12 protein-coding genes are annotated in these 15,519 nt (G+C 71.1%); 2 read left to right on the top strand and 10 right to left on the bottom strand.

The features are described from left to right. Positions 1-45 precede the first annotated feature (45 nt). The gene (locus tag QE388_RS03840; RefSeq protein ID WP_307383059.1) at positions 46-2,148 is read left to right on the top strand and encodes an acyl-CoA dehydrogenase; all 2,103 of its coding nucleotides are present in this window, start codon (positions 46-48) and stop codon (positions 2,146-2,148) included. 247 nt (positions 2,149-2,395) lie between these two features. Here QE388_RS03840 and QE388_RS03835 read toward each other — a convergent pair whose 3' ends face one another. The 10 genes from QE388_RS03835 to QE388_RS03790 all read right to left on the bottom strand — a co-directional run bounded on the left by QE388_RS03835 (position 2,396) and on the right by QE388_RS03790 (position 14,245). Further along, positions 2,396-5,284 (bottom strand): chitobiase/beta-hexosaminidase C-terminal domain-containing protein, encoded by a 2,889-nt coding sequence (locus QE388_RS03835; RefSeq protein ID WP_307383057.1) that lies wholly within the window; start codon positions 5,282-5,284, stop codon positions 2,396-2,398. Positions 5,285-5,955: 671 nt separating this feature from the next. Further along, positions 5,956-6,585: a bifunctional 4-hydroxy-2-oxoglutarate aldolase/2-dehydro-3-deoxy-phosphogluconate aldolase gene (gene eda, locus QE388_RS03830; protein ID WP_307383055.1), complete on the bottom strand. Its 630-nt coding sequence runs from the start codon at positions 6,583-6,585 to the stop codon at positions 5,956-5,958. Further along, positions 6,582-7,307 carry an SDR family oxidoreductase gene (locus QE388_RS03825; RefSeq protein WP_275800798.1) on the bottom strand — a complete coding sequence of 242 codons (726 nt, stop codon included), beginning with the start codon at positions 7,305-7,307 and terminating at the stop codon, positions 6,582-6,584. The genes eda and QE388_RS03825 overlap by 4 nt, the downstream gene beginning before the upstream one ends. After that, positions 7,304-8,815 (bottom strand): FGGY-family carbohydrate kinase, encoded by a 1,512-nt coding sequence (locus QE388_RS03820; RefSeq protein ID WP_307383052.1) that lies wholly within the window; start codon positions 8,813-8,815, stop codon positions 7,304-7,306. Before QE388_RS03820 ends, QE388_RS03825 begins: the two co-directional genes overlap by 4 nt. A gap of 3 nt (positions 8,816-8,818) precedes the next feature. After that, the gene (locus QE388_RS03815) at positions 8,819-9,787 is read right to left on the bottom strand and encodes a shikimate dehydrogenase (RefSeq protein WP_307383050.1); all 969 of its coding nucleotides are present in this window, start codon (positions 9,785-9,787) and stop codon (positions 8,819-8,821) included. Then, on the bottom strand, positions 9,784-10,473 hold the full coding sequence (gene deoC, locus QE388_RS03810) for a deoxyribose-phosphate aldolase (RefSeq protein WP_307383048.1): 690 nt from the start codon (positions 10,471-10,473) through the stop codon (positions 9,784-9,786). The genes QE388_RS03815 and deoC overlap by 4 nt, the downstream gene beginning before the upstream one ends. After that, on the bottom strand, positions 10,466-11,068 hold the full coding sequence (locus tag QE388_RS03805; RefSeq protein WP_307383046.1) for a glucose-6-phosphate isomerase family protein: 603 nt from the start codon (positions 11,066-11,068) through the stop codon (positions 10,466-10,468). Before QE388_RS03805 ends, deoC begins: the two co-directional genes overlap by 8 nt. A gap of 392 nt (positions 11,069-11,460) precedes the next feature. Beyond that, positions 11,461-12,390, bottom strand: a complete 930-nt coding sequence (locus QE388_RS03800; protein WP_275800803.1) for a phosphotriesterase — start codon at positions 12,388-12,390, stop codon at positions 11,461-11,463. Beyond that, positions 12,387-13,343 carry an NAD(P)-dependent oxidoreductase gene (locus QE388_RS03795; protein ID WP_307383044.1) on the bottom strand — a complete coding sequence of 319 codons (957 nt, stop codon included), beginning with the start codon at positions 13,341-13,343 and terminating at the stop codon, positions 12,387-12,389. The genes QE388_RS03800 and QE388_RS03795 overlap by 4 nt, the downstream gene beginning before the upstream one ends. After that, positions 13,340-14,245, bottom strand: coding sequence for an SIS domain-containing protein (locus QE388_RS03790; protein ID WP_307383042.1), 906 nt, complete (start codon positions 14,243-14,245; stop codon positions 13,340-13,342). Before QE388_RS03790 ends, QE388_RS03795 begins: the two co-directional genes overlap by 4 nt. 82 nt (positions 14,246-14,327) lie before the next feature. Here QE388_RS03790 and QE388_RS03785 point away from each other — a divergent pair, with 82 nt between their 5' ends. Beyond that, positions 14,328-15,086 (top strand): SDR family NAD(P)-dependent oxidoreductase, encoded by a 759-nt coding sequence (locus QE388_RS03785; protein ID WP_307383040.1) that lies wholly within the window; start codon positions 14,328-14,330, stop codon positions 15,084-15,086. The last annotated feature ends 433 nt before the right edge of the window (positions 15,087-15,519 follow it).

Below are 15,519 nucleotides of genomic sequence, written 5' to 3'. Positions count from 1 at the left end.
CTCCTACCGTGGTGGCATCCCTTTGCAACGTCGAAAGGTGCCGAAATGACCGACGCCGCCGTCCGTCCCACCACGCCCGCCACGAGCACGCGCACGCCCGTCGGGGGTGCCCCGTCCGCTCCGCACTCCGCCGCCGAAGCCGCTGAGGCGCGCATCGACATCGATCGGGTCACCGACCTGCTCCTCGGCACGTGGGGCGACACCCGCCGCCAGGCGCGCGAGATGCTCAAGGACCCCGCGCTGTGGCGCGACGACAGCCTGGGGATGGACGCGCACCGCGAGCGCACCCTGAGCCAGTTGCACCTGCTCGTGCAGAACAACGCCGTGCACCGCGCCTTCCCGAAGCGTTTCGGTGGCGAGGAGAACAACGGCGCGAACATCGCCGGCTTCGAGGAGCTGGTCGCTGCCGACCCGAGCCTGCAGATCAAGTCGGGCGTGCAGTGGGGGCTCTTCGGCTCCGCGGTGCTGCAGCTCGGCACCGCCGAGCACCACGAGAAGTGGCTTCCCGGCATCATGAGCCTCGAGATCCCCGGTGCCTTCGCCATGACTGAGACCGGGCACGGTTCCGACGTCGCCGCGATCGGCACGACGGCCACGTACGACCCCCAGACCGAAGAGTTCGTCATCCACACGCCCTTCCGCGGCGCCTGGAAGGACTACCTCGGCAACGCCGCGCTCCACGGCAAGGCCGCCACGGTGTTCGCCCAGCTCATCACCAACGGGGTCAACCACGGCGTGCACTGCTTCTACGTGCCCCTGCGCGACGAAGAGGGCAACTTCCTCCCCGGCATCGGCGGCGAGGACGACGGGCTCAAGGGCGGTCTGAACGGCATCGACAACGGACGTCTGCACTTCGACCAGGTGCGTATCCCGCGCACGAACCTCCTGAACCGCTACGGCGACGTCGCCCCCGACGGCGCCTACTCGAGCGACATCGCCAGCCCCGGTCGGCGGTTCTTCACGATGCTCGGCACCCTCGTGCAGGGCCGCGTCTCGCTCGACGGTGCAGCCGCGTGGGCTTCGGCGATCGGCCTCATCATCGCGATCACCTACGGCAACCAGCGTCGCCAGTTCGATTCGGGAAGCGGCACGCCCGAGGTCACCCTGCTCGACTACGGCAAGCACCAGCGCCGCCTGCTGCCGCGCCTGGCGACCACGTACGCCGAGATCTTCGCGCACGACGAGTTCCTGCAGAAGTTCGACGGCGTCTTCAGTGGCGCGCTCGACACGGACGCCGACCGCGAAGACCTCGAGACCCTGGCGGCGGCCCTCAAGCCCCTGTCGACCTGGCACGCGCTCGACACCCTGCAGGAAGCGCGCGAGGCATGCGGTGGTCAGGGCTTCCTCTTCGAGAACCGTCTCGTGGGGCTGCGCGCCGACCTCGACATCTTCGTGACCTTCGAGGGCGACAACAACATCCTGCTGCAGCTCGTCGGCAAGCGCCTGCTCGCCGACTACGCCCGCCAGTTCAAGGGCAAGGATGCCAAGCAGCTCGCCGCGTTCGCCGTCGGGCAGACCGCGGGCAAGCTCTTTCACGGAGCGGGGCTGCGTCAGCTCGGGCAGGCCGTCACCGACCTCGGGTCCACGGCGCGCTCGGTCGAGCGGGGACTCCGCGCCGATCAGCAGCACGAGCTGCTGGCGGGTCGCGTCCAGCAGATGATCGCCGACATCGCGGGGCGCCTGCGTCCGGCATCCAAGCTCTCCCGCGAGGACGCGGCGGCGCTGTTCAACGCGAACCAGGCCGAGCTGATCGAGGCGGCTCGAGCCCATGGCGAGTTGCTGCAGTGGGAAGCGTTCACCGACGCGATCAACCGCATCGAAGACCGCGGCACCCTGCAGGTGATGACGTGGCTGCGCGATCTGTTCGGCCTGCAGCTCATCGAGAAGCACCTCGCGTGGCACCTCATCAACGGGCGTCTGTCGACCCAGCGTGCGGCGGCGGTCTCGAGCTACATCGATCGGCTGTGTGCGCGCCTCCGGCCGCACGCGCAGGATCTCGTGGATGCCTTCGGCTACGGCCCCGAGCACGTGCGTGCCTCGATCGCGACGGGTGTCGAGGACGATCGCCAGAACGAGGCCGCGGCGTACTACGCCGAACTGCGCGCCTCGGGCAACGCGCCGGTCCCGGAGAAGAAGCCGGCCAAGTAAGCGCGCGCGGGCGGCGGCCGTGGGGGACTGCCGCCCGCGCGCTCGTCGCCCGCGCGGGCGGCATCAGAACAGGCGATGCGCCGAGAACAGGACGATCAGGAGGATGCCGTCCTGTTCCGGGTGCATCGCCTGTTCTCGTGACACGGGGCCGCCGCGATCGACCGGAGCCGGACCGCGGCGACCCCCGACGCCCATGCGCGAAGAGGCCCGCCCCGCCCCGAAGGGCGAGACGGGCCTCGCGTGAGCGTCAGCGCAGCGTGAACGTCACCGTCGTGCTGTTCCCGGCGACGTCGTACACCACGAGCGTGTTCTCGCCCGAGACCGCACCGAAGACGCCCGGGGCGACGAAGTTGACGTCGGACCAGGTGTTGTCGGTCAGATCCTTCACCATGCCGTTGATGACCGCGCGGTCGATCTTGCCGGCGTCGTAGAGCTTGAAGCTCACCTTGTCGTAGGCGTCGGCGTCGCCCTGGGTGAACTCCGCGCCCTCCTTCACCGTGACTGTCGGGGCCGTGGTGTCCGCGTCGCCGGCAGCGACCACGCGGATGTCGTCGACGAATCCCGTGTTGTCGCCCTCGGTCGTGGTCGCCACGAACGAGATGGTGTGCTCGCCCTGCGTCACCGTGAAGGGCGCCGTCTCGTAGTACTGGTACTCGCCGCCGACCGGCACGTAGTGACCGAGCTTCTGCCCGTCGACCTCGACGTCGAACTCCTGCTGGCCGCCGAAGCCGACGCGGTTCGCCGCGGCGAACGTGATCGCGTAGGTGCCGGCTGGGAAGACCACGGTCTGGTCGATGCGGCTGGCCAGCCCCGAGTCGCTCTTCAAGTACGCCGTCCGCTCGCCCTGCGGGGCGGGCGAGGCGGGAACGAACACGCTGTTGTTGTGCTGGATGCCGGCGCGAGCGCTGAAGGTCCAGCCGTTCACCATCGGACCGTTCGCCGTCCCGCCGGTCGCGGGGCGCTCGAACCCGGCGTTGAGGATGCTCACCAGCGGCGGCTCCTCCGACACGTCCGGGTTGACGAAGCAGCGGTTGTCGCCGCCCGGGTTCGGGTTCGAGCCGAAGGAGGCGACCGCGCAGTCCACGCCGTCGGTGAACGTGCCGAAGACCAAGAGCCCGTCCGACCCGAACGCGACGTTCGCCTCCCCGTCGAAGGCGCACTCGCCGCCGTCCGCGTACTGGCAGAAGGTGTACCCGTCGGGCGCGTTCTGCACGTCCCTCACCTTGTACAGGCGTGACGTGACTCCCGATGCGTCCGCCCCGGGTGCCACCGCGACGGCGCGCAGGTAGGTCGTCTTGAGTGGCTCGAGGAAGATCTGCCCGGTGTACGGGGTGGAGGATGCCGCGGGCTCGCTGCCGTCCGTCGTGTAGAAGATCTGCGCGTCGGGGGTGGCGCTCGTGATCGTCACGGCCTCGATCGAGTCGTAGACGCCTCGCTCAAGACTGAACACCGGAGCGTCGGTGACACCGGCCGTACTGGCCGGGGTGACCTCGACCTGCGCGACGCCGTACTCCCCGTCGGGAAGCGTGGCCCGCACGGCGACGGTGCGCTCGGTGGTCACGGACGGGGCCGTGAACAGACCGTTCGCGTCGATGGTGCCGTTGTCGTCTCCGACCACCGACCAGGTCGGCGTGCCGGTGCCGTCGATGACGTTCGCCCCGAGCTGCACCTGCGTACCGCCGGCGACCGAGGTGCGCACGGGGGTCATCTCGACCTGCGTGGCCGCGGGGGCCGTCGTGTAGATGGCGTAGGTGTGCTCGTCGCCGATCTCCGAGTCGGTGAAGGCGTTGGCATCCGGGGTCAGGGTTCCGCTCGAAGCCGGCAACAGGGCGTTCTCGCCGGGCTGCGCGATCGAATCCGTGTAGGCGATGCGGGTGAAGTCCGCGGTCGCGTCGCCGCCGTCGAACTGCACGCGCACGTCCTTCGGCGAGCCCGACTGCGTCTCGACGAGGACGGTGAGCTCGCCGTCCGGTGCGCGGAACGCGGTCGCGCGCACATCGGCATCCGACACCTCCGTGCCGAGCACCGTGCTGTGCGCGGGCACGTACCGCATGAGGGGGCCCGCCTCCGAGAACGCGGCCGTGGGCTCGAGACCGAGGATGAGCGAGTCCCACAGGTTGTAGGAGCCGTTCGTGTCGCCCGCGGGGTCGCCCGTCATGACGCCGTTGAGCTGCCAGATGAGGTTGGAGTGCACGCCGTCGTTGGCGCTGCGGATGATGTAGTTCGCGTAGCCGGTTTCCCAGACGCTGGTGCCCGGGTTGGTCCAGCCCATCTCGGAGAGGTTGAGCGGAGCATCGCCGATGACGGCGCGGCGCTGGGCGATGGCATCCCCCATCGCGTCGTACGACTCGCCGTACAGGTGGAACGAGTACTGGTCGAAGACGTCGCCGGCGTTCTCGGCCATGTACTGCGTCCAGGCCACCGCGTTGACCTCTTCGGGGCCCCAGATCTGCACGTCGTCGCGCAGTCCGTCGGCGGCGAGCCGGTCGCTCACCGCGCGAGCCATGTCGGCGTAGTACGCCTTCTCGTCGCCCGGGGCCCAGAAGTCCCAGCTGCCGTTGGGCTCGTTGTAGAACGTGAGGTGATCGACGTTGTCGTAGCCGCGGTCGAAGAGGTTCTGCAGCAAAGCGGATGCCGAGGCGCCGTAGGCCGGCAGGTCGGCCGGGGCCGAGATGTAGGGGTCGGGGGCTCCGGGGATGGTGAACCAGTCGTGGACGCGCGCGCCGACCTTCCATCCGAAGTTCAGCTCGACCTCGGTGCCCGCGTCCTTGAACGCGTCGAGGTAGCGGTAGAACGCGAGCATCTCGGGGCTCTCGAAGTCGTACTGGCCCTTCTCGAGCTCCATCCAGTCGATCTGGAACCAGATGCGGGCGACCTTGGGCTGCAGGGTGTGGATGCGCTCGACGTCGACCTCCCAGTCGGCGTCGTCGTAGCCGTACTTCGTGGTGCCCTCGAGGAGGCTCCACGGGATGACGTTGACGCCGACGCCGAGGTAGTCCTCCTGCACGGTCTGGTCGAGGTGGACGGTGACGGTGCGCTGTTCGTCGGCCGCGGAGGCTGCGGTCGCGGGAACGAGCAGGGCGGCCGCGACGCTCGTCGTCGCGGTCAAGGCGAGGGCTGTGCGCCGTCGTCTCATGGGTTCTCCTATCGCCGGTGATGGGAGGCGTCGCGGTGACTCATCACTGAATCGGTAGTAATGCTACGCCGGGGGGATGTATCAGCGAGGCTATGAGGGTTGCAATGGTCGCGCAAGCCCGAATTGTCATGGTTTTTCACGCTGATCGTCACTACTGTTTGTAGTTGTACTACTCTACGTGAGGTCTTATGGGTGCGCGGAGTACCGTCTTACGGAGTCGAGGGTGGACACGCCGATCCCGGACGCCGGAACCCCGCGTGGCGGGTGCGGGTTCCGCGTGACGGTGCGGGGCGGGGGTCGCAGCGGCGTTGGTGCCGATGTGCCGTAGGGCGGAGTCGAGCCGCGACGCGCCGGTTCGGGGTGCCGTGGGCCGGCGTGTCGGGGTGGAACTCCGCGTGAGGGTACGGGGGCGGCGAACGTGCCGGTGTGCCGTCAGGCGGAGTCGGGCCGTGACACGCCGGTTCGGGATGCCGGAACTCGGCGTGTCGGGCACGGACTCCGCGTGACGGTACGGGGCCGGGGTCGCGGCGGCGAATGTGCCGATGTGCCGTCGGGCGGAGTCGGGCCGCGACGCGCCGGTTCGGGGTGCCGTGGGCCGGCGTGTCGGGGAGGAACTCCGCGCGACGGTATGGGCCGCGCGGGCTCCCACCCGGCGGCCCCGCGACGGTTCGTCAGATCGCCGAGGCCGCCGCGGACGCCTCGGCGGACAGGGCGCGCACGGTCTCGGCATCCCGTGCCGCGAGGGCTGCGGCCGGCACCATCCACGACCCGCTCACCGCGAAGACGTTGCCCAGGGCGAGGTACTCGGCGGCGTTCGCGGAGGACACCCCACCCGACGGGAGGAACCGCACGTCGGGGAACGGCCCGGCGAAGGCCTTCAGCGCAGTGGGTCCGCCCACGGCGCCCGCGGGGAAGAGTTTGAGTCGGTCGAGTCCCGCGGCGATCGCTCGCTGGATCTCGGTCGCGGTCGCGACTCCGGGGAGGAACGGGATGCCGAGCTCCGCCGCCCGCTCGACCACGGCGTCGTCGAACCCCGGTGAGACGAGGTAGGTCGCGCCGGCGTCGACGGCCGCCTCGACCTGGGCGACGGTCGTCACCGTGCCGGCACCGACGGCGAAGCCGGATCGTCCGGCGACCGCGCGGATCGCATCGAGGGCGGCGGGGGTGCGGAGGGTGATCTCGGCGGTCGGGATGCCGCCGGCCTGGAGCGCGTCGGCGAGGTCGGGCGCGAAGGACGCATCGTCGAGCACCACCACGGGGACGATCCGGCTGCCGTGCAGCACGTCGTGAGCGGCGCTCATGCGTCTTGCGACGTCGGGGCGACCACGATCTCGCGGAAGCTCACGTGCTGGGGCAGCTGGTACGCGGCGAGGATCGCGCGGGCGATGTCGTCGGGCACGAGTCCGCCGCCGATGCTCTGCTTGTACTCGCGGTAGCCGTCGAGGACGTCGCCCTCGCCGGTGTTGCTGAGCAGGGCCGTGTCGACCATTCCGGGGGCGACGAGGAGCACACGGACGCCGTGCGCGGCGTTCTCGCGCCGCAGTCCCTCGGTCATCGCGTGCACGGCGTACTTCGTGCCGTTGTAGACGACGTGGTTCTCGTAGAGCTGCTTGCCGGCGATCGAGCCGATGTTGACGATCGTGCCGTGACGGCGCTCCTGCATGCCCGGGAGCACGAGCTGGCTGTTCTTCACCAGGGCGACGCAGTTGACGTCGAACTGCTCCTGCACGAGCGCGGGGTCCTGCTCGGCGACCGCTGACAGCGCCATCAGCCCGGCATTGTTGACCAGCAGGTCGACCGGACCGAACCGCTCCTCGGCGCGCGCGATGGCCGCGGCCACCGCGGCGGTGTCGGTGACGTCGGCCTCGGCGAGCTCGGCATCCGGAAGACCGAGGGCCTGCATCGGGGCGAGGCGCCGCGCGATGAGGAGCAGCGGGTGTCCGGCGGCCGAGAAGGCGCGCGCGGTCGCGGCACCGATGCCGGAGCTGGCTCCGGTGATGACGACGAGGGGAAGGGAGGTCATGCGTTCTCCTGGGAAGGGGTGGATCGGGCGAAGACCACCGCGGCGTCGGCCGCCGCGGTGTAGCGGTCACGGAGCGCGGCATAAGCGCGCACCCCGTCGGGGTCGGGGATCACGCGGTCGACGACCTCGTGCGCGTCGTCCGCCGCGGCGAGGGAGGGCCACACCCCGGACCCGGCGAAGACGAGGGCGGCGGCGCCGAGGGTCGCCGCCTGCTGGTCGACGGTGGTGCGCACGAGCGGGGTGTCGAGCACGTCGGCGTAGATCCGGTTCCAGACGGCGGACCGACTACCCCCGCCCGAGACGAGCAGGTCGGTGTCGGACGGCAGTCCGCTGAGCGTGCGGATGTGACGCAGGCTCCGGTCGAGCGCGAACGCCACCCCCTCGAGGCATGCCCGCACGAGGTCGTCGGCGTCGGTGCCGAGCTCGACACCGGCGAGGAGTCCCCGCACCCCGCTGCCGCCCTCGAGCGGGGTGCCGCCCGCGAGCGTCGGGACGAACACGGCGCCTCGCGCGCCGCGCGGGCTCGCCGCCGCACCGTCGATGAACGCGCCGATGTCGGCACCCGGACGCATCACGTCGCGCAGCCAGGTCAGCGTCGTGCCGCTGCTGAACGTCGACAGCGCGCTGATGTAGAGCCCCGGCACGGCGTGACGGAAGACGTAGGGGCGGGTCTCGACGTCGAGGACGGGGGCGCTCGCGGTCACCGTCATCCAGCTCGAGGAGCCGAGGGCGGCGTAGATCCGACCGTCCGTCGTGCCGCGGGAGCCGAGTGCCATCGCCGCGTTGTCGACCGCCCCCGCGTGCACGGGTACCCCTGCGGGGAGCCCAAGTGCCTCCGCGGCGTCGGCCCGGAGCGTCCCGACGACGTCGGACGACTCGCGCGGGACGGGGAGCAGGGAGCGGTCGAGCTCGGCCGCGTCGAGGATCGCGTCGTCGTAGTCGCCGCGGGTGAGGTCGTAGGCGCCCGACCCGGATGCCATGGAGTGGTCGGTCGCGACCTCGCCGGTGAGCCGCAGGGTGATCCAGTCCTTCGAGCCGAGCAGGGACCGGGTGCGTGCCCATCCCTCCGGATCCTCGGTGCGCATCGTCTGCGCCTTGAACACCGGGTACAACTGCGCGCCGAAGCCGTTGCCCGTGCGCAGGTACCACGCGTCCTCGTCGAGGTGGGCGAAGACGTCTTCGGTCCGACCGCGGGTGTCCGACCAGATCGGGGTGTCGCGGGCGACGAGCTCTCCGGCGGCGTCGACCTGCACGACGCCGAGGCTCTGCCCCGACAGGGCGATCCCGATGACGGCTTCACGCGCGCCGGGAGTCTGGGCGACGACCTCGCGGGTCGCCGAGACCACGGCATCCCACCACTCCTCCGGCCGCTGCTCGGCACGGCCGGGACCGGGATGCCGCGTCGGATACGACACGACCGTCTCGGCGACCGAGCGGCCCTTGGCCGACCAGAGAGACGCTTTACACCCCCCGGTACCGAGGTCGAGAGCGAGAGCGAGAGGACCCATCGATCAGCGGGTGGCCAGGGCGAGCTCGCTCAGCCGCTCGAAAGAGGGGCCCGACGTCGGGATCTCGATGTCGAAGACCTCGGCGATGACCTGCGTCCATCCGTGCACGAAATAGATCCACCCATCCTCGACCCGGAGGCGGCGCTCGGCGCTCTGCTCCCGCGCCTGGTCGAGGAAGACGAGATCGCCGCGGTAGTTGAGATCCCACGCGACCCCGTCGAGGGGGAAGACGGCGTCGTCGGGAAGGGGGGAGCCCGGGGCGTCCTTGCCGAGGCCGGTCGCGTTGACGACCAGCGAGCGCGGCGCCAGGTCGGCGAGCACGCGGGCGTTGTCGGCCGGGGTGGGGGTGAGGTGGTACTCGAAGAGCGTGTCGGTCGGCAGCGACGCGTGGATCTCGCGCAGGTGGTCCAGGCGCGCCGCCGAGCGGTTCGTCACGATGACCCGCGCGGGCCGGTCGAGGCCCCGCTCCTGCCGAGACAGGTACCAGCTGATCGCGATCGACGATCCGCCCGCGCCGAGGCAGAGCGCGTCGGCGGGACCGCGCGACCAGAACCCGGCCGGTAGGAAGGCGTCGAGGGCGAGACCGCTCGAGATCGGGTCCTTCGCGTGGCAGATGAGCCGGCCGTCGCGCTTGGAGATGCAGCTCGTCTCACCCATCAGCTCGGCGAAGGCGTCGATCTCGTCGAAGAGGTCGCGGCACGCGGCGAAGAGATCGATCTTGTGCGTGGTGACCAGGGCCCCGAGGCTCAGGGGGTCGTCCGCGATGAACTGCACGACTGCGCGGTAGTCGTCGGCGGGTGCGTGCAGGGGCAGGTCGATGCCCTGCAGCACGGCATCCTGCAATCCGAGGTGCGCGGCCCACCGGGGGAAGACGTGCTGGATCGAGGAACTCCCCGTCGTGACGCCGATGAAGTAGAGCGTAGGGGCCGTCGCCGGACGCAGGGTCGAGGCGGTGAGGGTGGGAAACGTCATCGTTGGTCCTTCGTGGCGGCGACCGCGGCCAGCGCGGCCGTGGCATTCATGCCGAATCGGGTGACGCCGAGCTCGGCCATCGTTCGGACGGTGTCGAGGTCGCGGATTCCTCCCGCGGCCTTGAGCGCTGCGCGACCGTCGGCCCGGTCGGCGATCAGTCGGATGTGCTCGATCGTGGTCGCAACGCCCGACCAGCCGGTGCCCGTCTTGATCCAGGGCACGCCCGCCTCGATGGCGGCATCCACCCCCCGCCGGATGTCGTCGTCGTCGAGGCGGCCGACTTCGAGGATCGCGCGCAGCGGCACGCGGCCGTCGACGACCTCGACGATCGCGGCGAGCTCGTTCGTCACGTAGGCGTCGTCTCCGGAGCGCAGGCGTCCGATCGCGACGACGACGTCGAGCTCTTGAGCGCCGAGGTCGAGGAGCTCGGATGCCTCGGCCACCTTCGTCGCGGTCGTGGCACCGCCGCTCGGGAACGACACCGGCGAGCCGGCGAGGACGCCCGTGCCCTCCAGGCGTTCGCGCAGGTACCCGAGCCACTCGGGGAGGACGTGGGCGCTGACGAAACCGCCCGCCACCGCCTGGCGCACGAGCTCGTCGATGTCGGCGCGCGCGTGCTGCGCTTGGACGCAGCTGATGTCGATGTGTCGGGCGAGGTCCGCGAGGACGGGACCGGGATCAGGCACGGTAGCCTCCGTGGTCGGGGTTCGGGCGGGTCGTCCAGTCGTCACCGTCGGCCACGACGAGCTGTCGCATGCCTCCGGCGTCGGCGATGATCCCGTAGTCCTGACCGGCCTCGGTGGCGTAGGTGAAGAGCGTCACGAGCGTGTCGTCGCCGACGTTCACGCTGCGGTGGATCCAGCCGCCGGGGACGTGGACGACGACGCCGGGAGCGATGGGCAGAGCGCGGGACTCGCCCTCGACCGACTCGAGCAGCATCACGCCGGAACCGGCGACGCCGTAGTAGAGCTCGGCGAACTCGGCCTGCGCGTGCAGGTGCCCTCGCGTCATCGCGAACTCGTCGCCGATCCGGCCGGGACGGAGGACGCTCAGGCCGATGGTGAGCGCTCCGCGCCCGGTCTCGGGGGTGCTGCTCTCGACCCAGTAGACCGGCTCGCCGCCGTCGCGGGTGATCGCTTCGGCGTAGGCCGCGTCATCGCGATAGACGCCCGCGAGGTCGGGCAGGTGCTTCTCGTAGCGCTCGGATCCTCCGGCGAGGAGGCCACGGGCGATATCGACGGTCAGCCGGGCCGGTTCGGCCAGTCGTGCAGCGGCGCACATGCAGTCGTTCCCTTCGCCGACGACTGGGGTACGTCGTCGTGCGTAGTAACACTACAAGAAGTGGGGGAGTTTGGGCAATCTCCGACGCTTTGGTGCCAGTGGCGAGGCTTTGCGCGTAGTTCGGCTACTTCGTCCGTGTGTGCGGTGCCGATCTGGGGTGTACGGAGGAGACCTGGCGAGCGGAGGACGTGTGAGCGCTCCCGCGTCCTCCGCGCGCCAGATCTCCTCCCGTCGCCACGCGATGAGCGCGCGCGGGGCCCCATCGACTCGCGGCGCGGGTCGCGCACAGCCCCGGGGTGCGCACGGCCCGCGCCGCGCACAGCCCCGGGGTGCGCACGGCCGGGGGCGCGATGCCCGGCGCCTCGCCGCGCGTCGGCTCGCGGCGCCCCGGCTCAGCGCCAAGTGAGCCAGGCGGCGGGGTTGCGGCGCAGGACCGCGTCGGCCAGGTCGGCGCCGCCCTCGGCGCGCAGGCGCGGGACGAAGCGGTCGCCGAGGTAGCGCAGCCCCGGCATGCCGCCGTAGGCGACGTAGCGGGTGCGGCGAGCGACGTCGCCGCCCAGCAGGATGCGGTCCCCGCCTCCGGCCGCGGCGGTGGCGATCAGACACGCGAGCACCACGGAGTCGGGGTGCTCTCGCGCGCGAGCGGGTCCGTCGTAGCCGAGGAAGGCTCCCGTGGCAGCGAGCTCGGCGTGCAGCCCGGGGTCGGGATTGCGATCGACGTGCGCCAGGGCGACGCGGTCGGCCCGCACGCCGACGGATGCGAGCGCCTCCAGCGCCTCGAAGGCCGCGGTTCCGTGCTCGAGGTGCACCATGACCGGAGCGCCGGTCGCCGCGTGCGCGCGGCCGATCGCCTCGATCGAACGTCGGGCGATGGCATCCAGTCGCCAGTAGCCCATCCCGGCCTTGAGGACGCCCGCGCGCACCGCGGGGTCGCGCTCGCCGCCGGGCTCCGCAGCTCCCCGCACCAGGTCGTCCTCGAACGCCGCGGCGAGTGTGTCGACGTCCGCCGAGAGGAGCGGATGTCCGTCTCCGTAGTGCTCGCGGCGGTGCAGGCCGGTGGTGAGCACGACGGCGACCCCGGTGGCCTCCGCGATGCGACGCGCGGCGGCGGGGCGACGGCCGAGGCCCAGGGGTGTGGCATCCACGAGGGTGTGGAATCCGGATGCCGCGAACTGGCGGGTCTCCTCGGTGCTGGCCTCCTCGTCGTCGAGATCGTCGTCGGGCAGCAGAGGCGAGACCTGGAAGAGGTGCTCGTGGTAGTCGACGGTGCCGAGCGCGTCGGGGGCGAGGTCGCCGATGACGGACCGGACGAACCCGCTCATGCGGGCACGGGGTGAGCGGGAGTCTGCCCGCGCAGGAGCGCGACCATGTCGTTCACCGCCATTCGCCCCATGCCGTCGACGCCCTCGCGGGTCTGCGCGCCGAGATGGGCGGTGACGATCACGCGGTCGGCCAGGTCGTCGGCCAAGAGGGGCGACGCCGCGTCACCGGTCGACTCGATCGCGAGGGTGTCGGCGGCGTAGGCGGCCACGCGTCCACGCCGGGCGGCGCGGGCGACGGCCTCCTCGTCGACGAGGTCGGCGCGAGCCGTGTTCACGAGCAGGACGGGCCGGTCGGCGGCGGCGAGCCACCGCTCATCAATGACCTTCTGCCCGCCCGGCGCATGTAGTGTCACAACATCGCAGCGGGTCGAGAGTGTCTCGGTGTCGGCGCGCTCCACGGCCTCGAACAGCGGATCGCGGGCGTCGACCCACGGGTCGGCCCCGAGGACCGTGGCACCGAACGCGCGCAGGCGTTCGGTCACGAGGCGTCCGATCCGGCCCAGTCCGACCACCCCGACGGTCAGCGCCGACAGCTCTCGCGCGGGCTTTCCCGACCAGTCGCCCGCGCGCACGCGACGATCGGCGGCCGGGATGCCCCGCAGGGCCGTCAGGAGGAGGGCGAGGGTGTGCTCGGCCACCGCGGCCGAGTTCGCGCCGGGAGTGTTCGTGACCGGGATGCCGCGCGCCGCGGCCGCAGCCAGGTCGACGTTGTCGACGCCGACGCCGTAGCGAGCGATCCCCCTCAGCTTCGGGGCGAGGTCGAGGTGGGGCGCGGTGACCGGGCCGGTGCCGGCGATCCACCCGTCGGCCTCGGCGAGCAGGGGAGCGAGCTCCTCGAGGTCGTGCGACGAGCCGGCGCGGACGACGCGGTATCCCGCCTCCGCGAGGACCGCTCCGGGGTCGTACTCGCCCGACCCGAACGAGCGGGAGGTGACCAGCACGACCCCGGTCACGAGTCGGCCTCGGTGGCGTCGCCCTCGGCGTGACGCATGGCCGCGAGCTCGCTCTTCATGCGGCGGATGGCTTCGCTGTGGGCCGGCGAGCGACGCAGGGCGACACCGGTGGCGAGGATGTCGATGACCACGAGACCCGCCAGACGGCTCGTCGACGGCGTGTACACGTCGGTGTCTTCGAATGTGCGCACGATCAGGGGAATATCCGCGATCTCGGACAGCGGGCTGACGCGACCGGTCAGCGAGATGACGGTTCCCCCGGCCTTGCGCGCCGCCCGGGCGACCGTGAGCGTCTGCTCGGTGTGCCCGGTGTTCGAGATCGCGACGGTCACGCTGCGGGGACCCGACATCGTCGCGGCGATGAACTGCTGGTGGAAGTCCTCGGGTGCCTGGCAGGGGACGCCGAAGAGGGGGAACTTCTGTTGGGCGTCCTGCGCGATGATGCCGCTCGCGCCGAAGCCGACGAAGAGGATGTCGCTGGCATCCAGAATCGCCTCGATCGCTCGCTCGACGGCGGCGGGGGCGAGGGTGCGGCGCGCGCGGTCGAGGCTCGAGATGGTGTGGTCGAAGATCTTCTCGGCGACGTCGCCCGAGGAGTCCGACGAGGTGATGGTCGAGTGGGTGACCGGCAGGCCGAGAGCGAGGGTCTGGGCGAGCTGGATCTTGAAGTCCTGGAACCCCTCGCAGCCGACCGAGCTGCAGAATCGCATGACGGTGGGCTCGCTGACCTCGGCGGCTTCGGCGAGGCCGGCCATCGTGAACTGGGCGGCGCCGACGGGATTGTCGAGGACGATCGCGGCGACCCGCTGTTCGGAGCGGCGCAGGTGCGGCAGTTGGCGGGTGATGCGCTCGAGAAGCGTGTCGGTGGACTCTTCGCTGGCCTGCTCGACGTCGAGGGTCATCGCGAGCTCCTTCCATGTAGTATGGCTACATCTTAGCCGATGCGGGCTTCTCCGCACAGCGCGACAGCACAGGAGGACGAAGATGTACCGACAAAGGCTGGAACTCACCGACCGTGTGGCGGTTGTGACGGGAGGCTCCCGCGGCATCGGGCTCGCGGTGGTGACCGCTCTCGAGGAGTTCGGGGCGATCGTCGTGATCGCCGACGTGCTCGACGAGGCCGGAACCGCCGCCGCGGGGTCGTTCGAGAGCGGGCGCGTGTCGTACGTGCACCTCGACGTCACGGACGCCGCCGAGGTGGAGCGCGTGTTCGCCGACGTGGCCGGTCGTCTCGGATCGGTCGACATCCTCGTGACCTCGGCCGGCATCGCCAACCACCAGCCGTCGCTCGAGCTCGAGCGAGAGACGTGGGACCGGGTTCTCGCCGTCAACGCGACGGGCACGTTCTGGTGCGCGCGCGAGGCCGCGCGGCACATGCAGGAGCGCGGCGGCTCCATCGTCGCGATCGGCTCGATGTCGGGTGAGCTCGCGAACGCGCCCCAGCGTCAGGCCGCCTACAACGCCTCGAAGGGGGCGGTGCACCTCGCCGTGAAGTCGCTCGCGATCGAGTTCGCCGAGCAGGGCATCCGCGTCAACGCCGTCGCCCCCGGCTACGTCGGCACCGAGCTGACCAAGGAGGGCGTTCCCGGCGATTGGTGGGACGACTGGGTGCGTCGCACACCGATGGGCCGCCTCGGCGCTCCGGAAGAGATCGGCTCGCTCGTGGCGTTCCTCGCGTCGGACGCTGCGTCATACATGACCGGCTCGGTCGTGCTGATCGACGGCGGCTACTCGGCCTGGTGACTCGCGCCGCGCGGGGCGGGGGCGGGCGTTGCCGCGCGCGGGCGTTGCCGCTACTGCGCGCTGCCTGCCGCGCGCGGGCGTTGCCGCGCTGCCCGCGCGTCACGCATAAACGCTGTTTGCGCGCATAAACGCGCTCTCCCTGTGTTCATGCGAGTGGATCGCGTTTATCGGTGACACGGGGTGCCGACCCGCGGTCCCACGCCGGCGCCCAGCCGCCCCCGCGCACGGACGGGCGCTACCGCACGGGCGTTCTCGCGCAGGCGGTCCGGGCGCGCCACGCATAAACGCTGTTCGCGCGCATAAACGCGCTCTCCCCGTGTTTATGCGAGTGGATCGCGTTTATCGGTGACACGGGGTGCCGACCCGCGGTCCCGCGCCGGCGTCCAGCCGCCCCCGCGCACGGACGGGCGCTACCGCACGGGCGCTACCGCAC

This window comes from Microbacterium sp. SORGH_AS_0969, assembly GCF_030818255.1.
In the GTDB taxonomy this organism is placed as follows: domain Bacteria; phylum Actinomycetota; class Actinomycetes; order Actinomycetales; family Microbacteriaceae; genus Microbacterium.
The sequence above is the reverse complement of the archived record's forward strand: the minus strand, read 5'-3'. Positions and strand labels throughout refer to the sequence as shown.